The sequence below is a fragment of the Ruegeria sp. BG9 genome, from assembly GCF_056538305.1.
The window spans coordinates 176,082-189,378 of the sequence record NZ_JBQFSY010000005.1 but is presented as its reverse complement, the minus strand read 5'-3'; the positions used below and the strand labels follow the sequence as shown (position 1 = coordinate 189,378).

Sequence of the window (13,297 nt, the reverse complement as noted above, 5' to 3'; positions counted from 1 at the left end):
CGATTTTGGATGCATCCTTGAAGTGTGCATTCTGTGTCATGAAACGCGACTTAGAACAGCAAAACTTTCAAACCTTCTGTGGAGTGAATTGTCTAACGGTTCCACCTTAGGCTTCTGATGCAGGCTGTCGTTTCTTTTCAGGCCAGAATTCGTCAACCACGACATAGGCAACAATTACGAAGATCGCAGCGCTGGCGACTTGCAGAACTCGCGTAATACTCTTTACGTCAGCTTCGTCGGAAAAGGGCGCAATTGACCCACCGTAGACGATCAAAGCAGTCGTAATTGCAGAGCCAGCGGCGGCGGCGAGCGGGGCTTGTGATTTTCCAAGTGCTCCGAGGGTCAGACAAAAGAAAAAACACAGCAGAATAGAGGTGAGAATGACCGGGGCTATTACGTTTACTTCGTAACAAATGATGGAGACTGCCGCCCCAAGAAGGTTAGCCGTCAGCATTGCTTTCGCTACGGTTTTGCCCGCCGCAGGCATCGCCGCGAGTTGCTGGCTCAGCAGCGCGACAAAAAACAGAACCAGTAGTGCAGATGCACCTGAAACAAAGAACGCCATAGCAAACGGAACTGTGACAAGTGACATCCTGACGATGCGGCGATGTGGGTCAAAGTCTGACGACGTTGCTGCTTTCTTCTGAGCGGCCGTCGGAGGTTCAGCGGGAATTAGCACAAACATCAGCGTTGAAACAAAGCCCGCAAAAAACAAATTCAGCGGTATCCAGTACACGAGCACCAAGGCCAAATCCTGCGATTGCAGAACCAAGTTCGGGATCATCAACGCCCCCATGAGAGCGATAACACCCGGCAATACTCCGGCACCAGAAACCGACCAAACGAAAGACAGGATTATTCCAATCGCCACGAGGATGAGAAACACAACAGGATATGGTGAGAAAATTGAGGACAGCAGGAACGAAATGAACATCAATCCAATTGAGAAGACAAACAGCTTGCCAAATGCCGCCAAAGGCAATGCGGCAGGCGCTTGCAGAAACAGTGCAGTGAATACCGCCCCGACGACTGCGAGTGGCCAACCAAGAAACAAGCCCAACGAAAAGACACCGGTCACACCCAGCGCAAGCCGGGCGACAGAGCGCTGGTCCTCAGTACGCATAGGACAGAATTGAAACCACGCGGATATAGGTACGGCCGACGAGGTTCAGCAACGAGTTGTCACTTAGATACATAATTACATCGGCCTGCCCGTTCAGCTGAAAGCGAAGGTCATCTTCAGCACTTCCAGCTTCATAACCGGGTAAGACGATCCTGACCGGGAACCTTTCAGGCTCTCGCAAGAACCCCTTGGTACTTGGTGCGCTTGCCAATTGCCCGGGTTCATCACCACCACTCAAAGACACAGCGGCACTGAAGCTCTCAATGACGCCAGGGACAATCTTACCGGGATGCATATCCAATACCACATCAACCGGAGACCCTATCGACGCTCTTCCCAGGTTGTTCTCAGTAAAATACGCCTCGATCCAGACGTCTGTTGCATCCAGAAACGTCAATAGATCTTGCCCTGATCGGGCATACGTACCTGGGGCTATCAGCAAGTTTGAGATGACACCTGTTGCCGGAGCACGCAGTTCAGTCCATTCAAGGTTCAGTTCCGCATCCGCCAAAGCAGCCAACGCGCGCTGGATCTTCGGGTTTTCAACCCCATCGTCACCGAGCCTCTGCTTTGCTTTTTCCAGATCCGCTTTTGCGTTCTCAAAGTTTGCCTCAGATTCTGCAAGCTGCCCTCGCGCATCGTCAGCCTTTGAGACGGCAATCAGCCCTTTCTTTTCGAGCGCAAATACGCGCTCAGTCTGAAGACGCATAGTGTCGAGATCACTCTGCGCCCTCGCCAGTTTGGCCTGAGCAGCGCTTACTTCGGCTGACGAGGCACCCACCTCCTGAGTGGCCGCCTCGAGATCGGCTTGGGCTTTGTCACGATCGATTTCGTACGGTCTGGCATCAATGCGAACTAAAACATCCCCTGCCGAGACCACCTGACCGTTTTGAACAAGAACCTCGGTCACCGTCCCAGTGACCTGCGGAACGATCTGGGTCGCCACGGCCTTTACTCTGGCATTTCCTGTGAACGGTGTCTTTCTGTCAGCGACCAGATACCAGACGAGAAAAATGAGAATGACGGCTAATGTCGACCAGATCGTCTTCCTCATTCTGCAGCTCCTTCAGCGGCGTCTTCGCTAACCGGTGGTGCGTCAATCCAAACTTTGAACAACTCATAGAAGACCGCAAACAATACGGGTCCCATGAAAATGCCGATCAAGCCATAGGCCATCATGCCTCCCAGAACCCCGATGAGGATCACAAGCATCGGCGTTTCAAGGCCTTTTGAGATAAAGACGGGGCGCAGGAAGCTGTCCATTATGGTCACGGGAATGGCCAGTATGGTGAAGATCAAAGCTGCACCTCCGGACATGGAACTCCATGCATAGATGATCACTGGTATAAGCACCAAACCGGGTCCAATCTGGATGATCGAGAGGATCAGGCAGACAAACGCCAGCGTAGCGGCCGAGCCTATCCCAAACAGCACCAACAATATCCAAACGACGACGGCTTGAATGGCGGCGACACCAATTACACCCTTAGTGACATTTCGGATTGTTGCGCCTGCCAGAGTAACGAATTCACCACCACGCGGCGCAAATACACGGTTGGCAAAGCGCTGAAGGCCCTGAACCATACTTGGTCCGGGACTGAACAAAGCCCCCATTATCAATACCGACAGGGCAAGGCCAAGAAGCCCAATTCCGATCCCCAAAACCTTACCAAAAAGGGACTTGGTGATTTCAAGAATTTGGGTGCCGTATTTTGCAAGCGCACCGTCCAGATTCCGCTCGAACATGCCCCAAACATCAGCAATTTTCCCGCCGACTACCGGTAGTTCCTTGAGACCTTCGGGTGCTGGAGGGATTTTTATTTCGCCTTTGTCGGCCTGTTCCGCAAACTCGGATCCAAGTTCAGCAGCACCGGAAACCGCAGTTGCGACAGGCCCCAGGGTCAGAACAAGGCCCAACAAAACCAAGATCGTCGCTGCAAGCTTCTTTCGCCCTCCCAATTTGGATTGCATCCAATCAAACACCGGATAGAGCGCCACGCAAAGGATCGTTGCCCAGATGACCACGCTTGCGAGCGGGGCCACCATGACCAATGCGCTATAGAGAAATAGTCCGAGAAACAGCAAGCGTATCGCTAGATCGACAATCTTTGCGTCCTGAGTTTTTTCCATTCCATCCCCCTGGGTTTGTTTTCTGATTATTATACTCAAAAAACGTTATATGTATATTATTTTGAGATTGGGCTGATCACCTATCGATTTGAAGACAAAAGTGAATCCGCAATAGGGTTTGAAATGCGCTGGCAATCTGATGCCTGTGCACGAACTCGGTTGGACGAAACCAGGTGCAGTTTATTCGTCTGTATTCTTGTCGTCTTGGGATAAGATCGTATCAGCCACAGTGGTCGCAGCGGTTACAAAAACGCCCAGTCCTACAATGATGTAAAACATTGTAAAGATTTTCCCCACTGCGGTTTCAGGTGAAAAATCACCAAACCCTACGGTCGAAATTGTAACGACAGAAAAGTAGATTGAGTCGAGCCAACTCCAACCTTCTACAAAGTGGTAGAAGACCGAGGCCCATAAAATCATTCCGACCGTGAAGGCCAAAAGGCCTTTCACTCTGCCATCCTTAAAGGCCGTTCGTATCCCTCTGGTGATTCTGGTAAGCGCGTTCATTGGACTACCTTAGCAACTAACACATAATTACATAGCAGTTTTCGAATTTATTATGAATCGCCTATCGTCGTTTGGTCAAAGAACCTATTCAACTTCATGAGCAAGCCTGCCGTTCCATTCTTCTGTCGAAACTTTGGGTTCAGGCGGATCTGCTATGTAGGACGGTGTCATGATCTGTGTTCCGTTTTCATTGAACACTTCGACTATATTCTCGCGAAGATCGGACAAGATTTTGGGCAAGCTCGATCCACGCGACGTATACGCATTGATCTCATAATTGATCGCGTAGTCAGCCAGTTGCGTCCAAAGGACAAAGGGTTCCGGCGTCTTTTTCAAACCTTGAGTTCGAAGAGCTGCCTCCACAAGCATAGCTTTGATTTTCTTTGGAGGTTCCTCGTATCCGATCCCGACTGAGGTGTGAACCAGCAGTCCTCGCCCATCCACTTTGCGCGAGTAATTCACAACCTCGGAATTTAACAATTGCGAGTTTGGAATACTAATCATCTCGTTTTTTATCGACTTGATGAGTGTTTCCATCAGCTTGATTTCGGTGACATCCCCTATCTTGTCGCCGACCTGAATGCGATCGCCAATGTTGGTACTGCGTCTATAGATAACAAACAGGCCCGCCATCATATTTGAAACAACCGTGTTTGACCCGAGTGAAACCATGATACCTGCGAGAATGGTCAGACCCTGAAAAGCTCGTGAATCAGACCCTGGAATGTAAGGGTAAGCGAATACTAGCGCGATCACGATGATCAATGCCCTGACCAGCATTTTTGTAGGTGCAATCCAATGGTCTTCAAAGTCCTTGATCTTGAAAGCACCATTCTCGAGGTTTTCAAAGAATAGATCGATGCCACGAATGGCCATTCTTGTGACAGCGGCAATGATGGCGAGCATGATGAGGTTTGGAATGTAGCTCATAATTGCCAAGACAACGCTGATGAGGGGCTCACTGACGTACTTCAAAAGGATTTGAGCAATACCCTGTGTTTCGGCGAAAGAAAGCAGGACCAGAGAAAGATAGTAGTAGAAGAAGAACAGAAAAAGGACCCACATCAAGATGTGAATTGAATAGACGATGATCGACGCGATAGCCCTGCTCCTTAAGATGGACTTGGTGGCTTCCTCGACGCCTTCCGCCCTCTTCTCCAAGATTTTTCTTATGTATTTCAATAACTTTTTACGTTTTGCAAAAAACCCATACGAAGCCAAAGCAAAGATTACCGTCCAAGCAAATGCCGCCATGGCACTGCCCACTCTGCCCTCATTGGACCGACCTTCTCGGTATTGGAGGATTGCTGCCTCGATCGCTTCGGATTGAAGCCCAGCAAGAACCTCAATGGCCATTTGTTCGTGTTCAGCGTCCGCTTGCGTGGTGATCGTAACCATTTGTCCATCCGCGCGGATTAATTTTCCGAACTCGGCATCCGAAATCTGCATCTGGACCGTGTTTCGTTGAGACGCATCTGCGACCTGAGCAATTCGTTCCTCAATTTTTGCCGCCCTTTCAATGGCAGGCAACGCGCTCGATCCTCGAACCATGAACAACTCCGAGCCGTCGATAACAACCGGCGCTATGAACTCGGGATCGTCTCTTTCTTCGGGTGCAACGAGGATCTCCTCGGACTGGGCAAACGCGACATTGCACAAGAGAAGAAATGATACGAACCAAACTGAAAAAGCTCTCATGAGTTTGCTCCTTCCACAGGTATCAAGTGAACATCCCGTTGTGGGAACGGGATCGAAATACCCTCTTCGTCAAACCGCTCCTTTGCTTGACCCGTTAGGTCCCAATAGACTGTCCAATAGTCGTCTGATTTGGACCACGGTCGGCAAAAGATATTGACAGAGTTGTCACCCAACTCGCCCACAAATACTTCCGGCTCCGGCGTCTTCAAACACAGCGCATGTTGGGCTACCAAGTCTTTCAGAACGTCAATTGCCTCGGCAGCGTTGTCCGAATAGGCGATGCCAAAAACCAGATCGACCCGACGTTCTTCAGATGCGCTCACATTGGTGATCACATCCCCCCAAATCTTGCTGTTTGGCACCACTATGATCTGGTTGTCGAACGTTCTGATTTTGGTCGAAACAACTGACATCTCGTCCACAAAACCTGATGAGCCCCCTACCTGAATATAGTCGCCGGTATCAAACGGCTTGAGAACCATGATCATTAAACCGCTTGCAAGGTTGCCCAAAGTTTCCTGCAAAGCGAAGCCGAGAATAAACGACAAACCGCCAAGCACCGCAAACAGCGGCGTGACGTTGACTCCGAAAAGAGCTAAGACGACGAGTATGCCAAGCACAAAGACAACCCAGTAAACCGTTGTGGCTATGAAGCGCTTGAGCATCCTGGAAATCGTCGGGATTTTGCCCAGGCCGCGTTCGGTGATCCGTCGCATCATTCTTGCGACAAACATCATGGCCCAGACAGCCAACAAAACGCCCAAGGCGGCCATCAGCACGCCAACGCCGCCATCCCAGGAAAACAGCCAAGTCCAGGCGTTCTGAAAAAGTGTTTGAAGATCGGTTGTCTTAAGAGCGCCAGCTTTCAAGGCAAGAATATAGTCGGTGTGAGGCTCTAGTTCTTCCGCCTTTGCTCCCTTCAAAGTCCAGGCTTCAAGCACCAGTCGGTAGTTGTTCAGAAAATCTGATCCAGATTCACTTAAGGAAGACAATTGAGACCGCAAGCTAGCCTCTTGCTCTCCGCTTGCTGACCGAAGCTGAAGGTTGATTTGCGCGACGTCTTCGAGTTGCGATCGCACGTAACCTTGCCAACTACCTGCGACGTCGGATAACTCTTCCGCCGTTAACGGGACGAGCAGGATTTCCAAGTCATCTGCCGGGATTGTTTTTTCAACCACCTCTTCCAACAAGTTGTTGTTTTCCAGCACAACAACTTCCTGCTCAGGTTCAGTGACTTGAGCGACAACAGGAAATCCATTCGACGACACCGCAACGCACCAAAGTAATAACCAGACCAGTCTAAATCTGCTCAGTCGTTTCATTTGAAGTCCCCTACTCCTATAGCGCTTGAGGAGAGCATAGGAGGACCCATCAAATCTAGACTTATGTTTATTTTTGCATGTTTAAGTGCAAGTAACGACTTCGCTAACCCCGCCTCGTGGTAGAAAATGGCAGTCACTCCAATTCGCCGATGTTACTGCATTCCGAGTATAGAAAATTCATTTTTGCAGCCGTTCTAAGGTCGACCCAAAAAGGGAAAGGGCTTCATCTGATTTGGACAATTTTGGAAAGATTTCCTCCATGATGCGCTTGAAAGATATCACAATTGCAAAGGCACTTGCTTTCGGCCTAGCTGCTACAAGAACCGCCGATGAAGTGAGTTCGATCTAGCGAATGCCACCACTGCCGAGCAGATGACCTATCATCGAGCTGCCGACGCAGCCGTTTGGGCGATGCCGCTGATGAATTTCAAATTTTATCGTGATGCACTTGCCAATGCATGGGTTGGTTCCAATGACATTGGGTACAATTCAGAAGCCCAGGATTGGCGTTTCCAGACTGCAACACCGAATAACACGACGCCCTACTTACACGCTTATTGGACTATCGAAGACGGCCCGATCGTTATTGAAATGCCTGCGTCCGAAGAGGGTATCGGAATCTTCGGCACAATTGTGGATGCATGGCAATGCCCTCTGGACGACGTCGGCTCCAACAGTCGGGACCGCGGTTCAGGAGCAAGGTAAATGCTGGTGCAGCAGGGATACAACGTCCCTCCGCTTCCGAACACTCTGGTCTATGAACAGGACACAAACTTAAGCTTTGCCGTGCTTCGTCCGATCCTTGCCGGCGGCGCCACCGAAGAAAACCTTGCGAAAGCCTCGGCGCTGACCAAACAACAAAGTTCACCCGTTGTCTGAAGCAGGCGGTAAGGTGTCAACTCAGTATGTCGACGTTTACGCGGTAAACTTGGAAATGACGACCGTGATGGGTGGCGGCATTTATGACCATAAGCACCCCCATTTCATGTTACCGTAAGCAGTGTCGTTCAATCTGACTTGCCCTGCGGAGAACCAGCGCCAATTTGCAGCCCAAATGGCTTCAAACTTGTGTTTCCAGGTTCGGGTGGTCCTGCACAAATTTTTCAAAGTACTCGGCAAACGTTCCGACGATCGGTGGGAGTTGTTCGTATGGGGGGTAGTACAGCGTCAACCATAACGACGTGATAGACCAGTTTGACATGACCTGCACGACTTGCCTGCCAGCTAATCCCTTGTCAATAATGAAATCCGGTAGAACACATATGCCCTCTCCTGCGACCGCAAGAGCGTAGAGAAAGTCTCCATTGTTGGAGATTATCTTTCCGCCTGCTTGAACTGAAACGTTGCTACCTGCATGCGAGAAATCCCAAGTTTCCGAGCGGCCTTGCGCGCTGTAAGACATCAGAAAGTCTGGATTCAGATCGCGCGGATGATCAGGCCGGGGTATGTGTTCAAACAGAGATGGCGCAGCAATCATATGCCGCGGAACTTCGCACAGTTTGCGCCAAATTGTCGATTTGTCGGTAGGCGGGCCCGATACACGTACAGCGAGGTCGCAGTTTTCCTCAATCACATCAAGTAGGGTGTCGGTGAAGTTGATCTCGACTGAAATATTCGGATAGGCGAGACGAAACCCCGAGATCACTTGCGGCAGCAACGTGACGCCCAGCGATACCGGCGCGGTCAGACGTAGATGGCCCTTGTCAGGTTGGTTGGCCCGTTGAAGACTGCGTGTGACCTTTTCAAACCCCTCCAATAGCGGTCTGTACTGCGCAAGGACAGTCGCTCCGGCGCTGGTTAGTGAAACTTGCCGTGTCGTACGCACCAGAAGCTGTGTGCCGAGGTCTCTCTCAAGCTGCGCTATGATGCGTGTTGCTGATGCCGGCGCGATGCCCAGTTCGCGCGCTGCTAGGGAAAAGCTTTTCAGGTCTGATACGGCGCGCAGAACGCGGATGGGCTTCAGCTCGATCATCTCAGTTCAATAATTCCGTTTTCGACAATAATAAAGCCTCATAGTTGTCTATTAACTTTAATAATCGATGCGCCATCTTTGATGCAAGTTGAACACTAGCCAAGGAGCGGAACATGATCAAAGACATCAAAGGGCTGCACCACGTCACTTCGATGGCTGCGGACGCCAGCACCAACAACGCTTTCTTCACCAACACCCTTGGCATGCGCCGAGTGAAAAAGACGGTCAATTTCGATGCACCTGAGGTGTATCACCTCTATTACGGGGACGAGGTTGGAACGCCGGGCTCGGTCATGACCTATTTTCCTTTTGGTCAGATGCCAAAGGGACGCAGAGGTGCCGGCGAGGTAGGTGTGACCGAGTTTGCCATCCCCACAGGTGGTGTCGAATTCTGGAAACAACGTCTTGCATCTGAGGGCGTGACTGGGCTGACCGATGGCACGGCCTTCGGAGAAAAACGTCTGTCCTTTGACGGCCCCGATGGCGACAGCTTTGCCTTGGTCGAGTCTGATGCGCGGGATCGGACAGCCTGGACCCAGGGCGGTGTTCCCGATGAGGCCGGGATTCTTGGGTTCCGGGGCGCTCGGTTCTCTCTGAAGGATGTCGATGCGACGGGTGAACTGCTGACCTTCATGGGATACCAGAAGGCTGAAACCGAAGGTGACGTCACTCGCTATGTGATCGAAGGGGGCAACGCTGCAGACACGATCGATCTGCAGCAGCTACCGTCAAGTACCCCGACCGCTGGTCAGGGCGCTGGGTCCGTTCATCATATCGCTTTTGCCGTCGACGACCGCGCCGCGCAACTGCGTGTTCGGCAGGCCTTGCTGGATACAGGCTATCAGGTCACGCCGGTTATCGACCGTGACTATTTCTGGGCGATCTATTTCCGCACGCCGGGTGGTGTGCTGTTTGAGATCGCTACCAACGAGCCCGGTTTTGACCGCGATGAAGACACGGCCCATCTGGGTAAGGCGCTTAAGTTGCCTACCCGCTACGAGCCACATCGCAGCAAGATCGAAAGTCTCCTGCCCTCACTTGCATCATGATTTCAGAGGTTGAAATGTCCAAAGATCTCTATCAGGCGCTTGTGCATGCGCCGCAACCCGCCCGTCCGCTGGTCTTTGCCTTTCATGGCACCGGAGGGGATGAGCATCAGCTTGTTGAATTGGCCGGCACTCTTGTTGCTGGCGCCGGGGTCGTATCACCACGCGGCGATGTCTCTGAAATGGGGGCCGCGCGGTTCTTCCGCCGCACGGCCGAAGGAGTGTATGACATGGAGGACCTTGCGCGTGCGACAGACAAGATGACTGCGTTCATCGAGGCCCATCGCGCGTCTCATCCCGGTCATCCGGTCTATGGCTTCGGCTATTCGAACGGGGCAAACATCTTGGCGGCGGTCCTTCTAAAACGCCCTGACTTGTTCGAGCGGGTCGGCCTTTTGCATCCGATGGTTACGTGGGAACCGAACGCGCATCCTAAGCTGGTGGGGCGGAAAGTTCTCGTGACCGCCGGACGACGCGACCCAATCACGCCATGGCCAATGACGGAACGCCTTATCAGTTGGCTTTCTGAACATGGTGCCGAGGTCACTTCGGACGTCCATGAAGGCGGACACGAGCTGCGAAACTCTGAACTGACGGCTTTAGCCTCCCACTTCAACGGGAATGTCGGCCCCGGGTGAAGGTTCACGCATTGCATTCAACGTAGACAACACGGCGGCTTCTTTGCGCGCCCAGGACATGAACTCATGAATATGCTCTTCAAGTTCCCGGCCCGGGTGGCAACATATGAAATAGCTGAACCCGGTTTCCACTACCGGGCCGAACGGGCAAACAAGCCGACCGTCCGAAAGCGCGGAATAGACCAGCAGCGACCCGCAGAGCGCGACACCCGCGCCTGCGATCGCAGCGTCCACAATCTGGCCACCCGGAGGTCTTTCGAACCGCATGGCTTTCGAAGGATCAACCGCATTCGGAAGCCCGGCGTGTTGGCTCCAAAGAACCCAACTGGGAACCCACCCGTCCAGCATCGGCGTTGTATCGTACAGAACATGCGCGGCCTTGATGTCGACAGGGGACTTTATGTCGAACGCGTCGAGCACACCTGGGCTGGCGACCACCAGCATCAACTCCCGGTGAAGCAACTCCGTATAACGGTCCTCTGGCGGTTCGCTGGTGTATCGAATTTCGATATCGGCGGTCGCGTGGGTTTTGTGGTCCGAAGGGTTTTCAGACTCAATGTGGACCTGAACGTCGGGGTGGTCCTTGGTGAACTTGTGCAGCCTTGGCAAAAGCCACTTGCTGATCAACGCATTGCTGGAACTGATGCGCAGTTTGGGCGTCTTCTTGGGTCGGACCTCATCGACGACCTGACGGATCTGCAAGAACGCTTCGCTGATCGTTGGCTGCAAGCGCTGCCCTTCCGGTGTCAGATGAATCGCACGGGTCTTTCGCACGAACAAAGCCACCCCAAGGTCGGCCTCCAGCGCCTTGATCTGCTGGCTAACCGCACCCGGCGTCACCGAGAGCTCATAGGCCGCTTCCTTGATCGAGCCGCGCCGCGCCGCGGCCTCAAAGGCGCGCAAACTTAGCAAGGAAGGCAATCGGGACAGCGGCATGGCAATTCAGAAAAACAGTTTAGCCTAACTAATGCATACCCGCAGAACTTCTGCTTTGTCGAGTTCAAACTACGCCCCACATCGAAGAACAACAGAACTTGGAACTGAGTGAAATGATCAAGATCCACGAAAAAGCATCGCGGGGACGCACGCAAAACGGATGGCTGGACAGCTATCACACGTTTTCGTTCGGCCAGTTCCAAGACCCGACGCGGATGGGGTTCGCCAATCTGCGCGTGATCAACGAAGACAGCCTGATCCCGGGTGGTGGTTTAGCGGCGCATGATCATGCGGATATGGATATCATTACACTGGTTCTGGATGGACAGCTGCGCCACGAGGATGATCAGGGCAATGTCGCCAGTATAAGCGCAGGCGAAGTGCAGGGAATGTCGGCAGGCACTGGCGTGCGCCATTCCGAATACAACGGCTCCACATCAGACCTCGCAAAGTTCCTGCAAATCTGGCTGATCCCGGATCAGGTAGGTGGTCAACCTGCATACACACAAGCCTCGGTTCCGAACGAAGGGGATGTCCTGCTCGCGGGACCCGCCACATTGCACCCTTTGATCCCGTTGAGATCAAGGGCGCGACTGGCGCTTCGTCGGTTCACCGAAGGTCAAGAACTTGTGCTTTCTGCAAATGGCGAAAGTTACCGCTTCGTTCATCTGCTGGATGGCCTTGCCTATGCCGAGCACGAACGTCTGAGCGCGGGTGACGGACTACAAGTTCCGCGATCCGAACAGGTCACTATGCAATGGCACACTGACGGTGCTGCGCTGGTTTTCGATATGCCAAGCCCCGCGGCAAGGAAAGAACCTAAAACCCTCAAAGTCAGATCAATCGAACCAGAATTGCAAGGAGACCCGACGTGACTTGGCAACCATATCTCATATCGCTCGCAGCGGGCCTCGGGATTGGGGTCATCTATGGCCTGATCGCAGTCCGCAGTCCTGCCCCGCCAATCATCGCGCTTTTGGGCCTCTTGGGCATGCTCGCCGGAGAAGCTGCAGTGCAATGGATCCGGGGTCATTCCGACGCTGTGTCACAGGCCCTGCATCTGAAATCCTTCGCTGTCACCCAGGCGGAAGAGACGGGCAAATCAACCGAACCCAAAACCCTTTAACCTCATCCAACCTCAACCAAGGAATGAAAAATGTCCAAACTTGAAGTCCTTACACCAGAGAACAGCCAGATCATCTTCATCGATCATCAGCCACAGATGGCTTTTGGCGTACAATCGATTGATCGTCAGACACTGAAGAATAACACCGTTGCCTTGGCCAAAGCCGCCAAAATCTTTGACGTGCCCACTATCATCACCACGGTCGAGACGGAGAGTTTTTCCGGGCACACCTATCCTGAACTTCTGGATGTAAACCCGCAGGCGCCTTTGCTAGAACGCACGTCCATGAATTCCTGGGACGACCAGAAGGTCCGTGATGCACTCGCACGCGGGGCAGCTGAAGGACGCAAGAAAATCGTTGTCTCGGGTCTTTGGACCGAAGTCTGCAATATCACCTTTGCGCTGAGCTGCATGGCCGATACGGACTACGAAATTTACATGGTTGCTGATGCGTCGGGCGGTACGTCGGTTGATGCCCACAAATACGCGATGGACCGGATGGTTCAGGCCGGAGTCGTCCCTGTGACCTGGCAGCAGGTTCTTCTGGAATGGCAACGGGATTGGGCGCGGCGCGACACCTATGATGCTGTCATGGACTTGGTGCGCGAACACTCGGGTGCCTACGGCATGGGCGTCGATTACGCTTACACGATGGTTCACAAGGCGCCATCGCGCAGCCGCCACGCTGGTCCAACGCTGGAAGCGGTGCCCGCCGGAAAAGTCGCCGCAGAATAGTCTGTCGCGCAACGCCCGCTCGGTCCCTTCATCCCTCCCAATGAAACCGAGCGGGAGACTTTCC

The 13,297-nt window shown here is 52.7% G+C and carries 15 protein-coding genes; 7 read left to right on the top strand and 8 right to left on the bottom strand.

Annotated elements, in window-relative coordinates:
- Window positions 1-106 precede the first annotated feature (106 nt).
- The 6 genes from ACR0I8_RS10475 to ACR0I8_RS10450 form a co-directional block, all read right to left on the bottom strand.
- Window positions 107-1,123, bottom strand: coding sequence for a DUF2955 domain-containing protein (locus ACR0I8_RS10475; protein ID WP_170473361.1), 1,017 nt, complete (start codon window positions 1,121-1,123; stop codon window positions 107-109).
- Window positions 1,113-2,177 (bottom strand): HlyD family secretion protein, encoded by a 1,065-nt coding sequence (locus tag ACR0I8_RS10470; RefSeq protein WP_170377197.1) that lies wholly within the window; start codon window positions 2,175-2,177, stop codon window positions 1,113-1,115. The genes ACR0I8_RS10475 and ACR0I8_RS10470 overlap by 11 nt, the downstream gene beginning before the upstream one ends.
- Window positions 2,174-3,253, bottom strand: coding sequence for an AI-2E family transporter (locus ACR0I8_RS10465; protein ID WP_170377195.1), 1,080 nt, complete (start codon window positions 3,251-3,253; stop codon window positions 2,174-2,176). Before ACR0I8_RS10465 ends, ACR0I8_RS10470 begins: the two co-directional genes overlap by 4 nt.
- 180 nt (window positions 3,254-3,433) lie before the next feature.
- Window positions 3,434-3,703 carry a potassium channel family protein gene (locus ACR0I8_RS10460; protein ID WP_480703130.1) on the bottom strand — a complete coding sequence of 90 codons (270 nt, stop codon included), beginning with the start codon at window positions 3,701-3,703 and terminating at the stop codon, window positions 3,434-3,436.
- Window positions 3,704-3,844: 141 nt separating this feature from the next.
- Complete coding sequence (locus ACR0I8_RS10455; protein WP_170690363.1) at window positions 3,845-5,458, bottom strand: mechanosensitive ion channel family protein; 1,614 nt, start codon at window positions 5,456-5,458, stop codon at window positions 3,845-3,847.
- Complete coding sequence (locus ACR0I8_RS10450; protein ID WP_170377189.1) at window positions 5,455-6,780, bottom strand: mechanosensitive ion channel family protein; 1,326 nt, start codon at window positions 6,778-6,780, stop codon at window positions 5,455-5,457. Before ACR0I8_RS10450 ends, ACR0I8_RS10455 begins: the two co-directional genes overlap by 4 nt.
- A 372-nt stretch (window positions 6,781-7,152) precedes the next feature.
- Here ACR0I8_RS10450 and ACR0I8_RS10445 point away from each other — a divergent pair, with 372 nt between their 5' ends.
- Window positions 7,153-7,485 carry a DUF1254 domain-containing protein gene (locus ACR0I8_RS10445; RefSeq protein WP_170377187.1) on the top strand — a complete coding sequence of 111 codons (333 nt, stop codon included), beginning with the start codon at window positions 7,153-7,155 and terminating at the stop codon, window positions 7,483-7,485.
- A complete protein-coding gene (locus ACR0I8_RS10440) occupies window positions 7,486-7,659 on the top strand; it encodes a hypothetical protein (RefSeq protein WP_170690361.1) in 174 nt (57 codons plus the stop codon).
- Window positions 7,660-7,840: 181 nt separating this feature from the next.
- Here ACR0I8_RS10440 and ACR0I8_RS10435 read toward each other — a convergent pair whose 3' ends face one another.
- Window positions 7,841-8,752, bottom strand: coding sequence for a LysR family transcriptional regulator (locus tag ACR0I8_RS10435; RefSeq protein WP_170377183.1), 912 nt, complete (start codon window positions 8,750-8,752; stop codon window positions 7,841-7,843).
- Between the two features lie 113 nt (window positions 8,753-8,865).
- On the opposite strand from ACR0I8_RS10435, the gene ACR0I8_RS10430 reads away from it, so the two are divergent.
- Window positions 8,866-9,801: a VOC family protein gene (locus tag ACR0I8_RS10430; protein ID WP_170690359.1), complete on the top strand. Its 936-nt coding sequence runs from the start codon at window positions 8,866-8,868 to the stop codon at window positions 9,799-9,801.
- Between the two features lie 14 nt (window positions 9,802-9,815).
- Window positions 9,816-10,436: an alpha/beta hydrolase gene (locus ACR0I8_RS10425; RefSeq protein ID WP_170690357.1), complete on the top strand. Its 621-nt coding sequence runs from the start codon at window positions 9,816-9,818 to the stop codon at window positions 10,434-10,436.
- Here the strand turns inward: ACR0I8_RS10425 and ACR0I8_RS10420 are convergent.
- Complete coding sequence (locus tag ACR0I8_RS10420; RefSeq protein ID WP_170690355.1) at window positions 10,398-11,372, bottom strand: LysR family transcriptional regulator; 975 nt, start codon at window positions 11,370-11,372, stop codon at window positions 10,398-10,400. The two genes, ACR0I8_RS10425 and ACR0I8_RS10420, sit on opposite strands and share 39 nt — an antisense overlap.
- 113 nt (window positions 11,373-11,485) lie before the next feature.
- Between ACR0I8_RS10420 and ACR0I8_RS10415 the strand changes: the two genes are divergently transcribed.
- From ACR0I8_RS10415 to ACR0I8_RS10405, 3 genes are read left to right on the top strand one after another with little or no spacing between them, the layout of a single operon-like run.
- Window positions 11,486-12,247, top strand: coding sequence for a pirin family protein (locus tag ACR0I8_RS10415; protein ID WP_170690354.1), 762 nt, complete (start codon window positions 11,486-11,488; stop codon window positions 12,245-12,247).
- Window positions 12,244-12,498, top strand: coding sequence for a DUF1427 family protein (locus ACR0I8_RS10410; protein ID WP_170556323.1), 255 nt, complete (start codon window positions 12,244-12,246; stop codon window positions 12,496-12,498). Before ACR0I8_RS10415 ends, ACR0I8_RS10410 begins: the two co-directional genes overlap by 4 nt.
- A 30-nt stretch (window positions 12,499-12,528) precedes the next feature.
- Window positions 12,529-13,233: a hydrolase gene (locus ACR0I8_RS10405; RefSeq protein ID WP_170690351.1), complete on the top strand. Its 705-nt coding sequence runs from the start codon at window positions 12,529-12,531 to the stop codon at window positions 13,231-13,233.
- Window positions 13,234-13,297 lie beyond the last annotated feature (64 nt).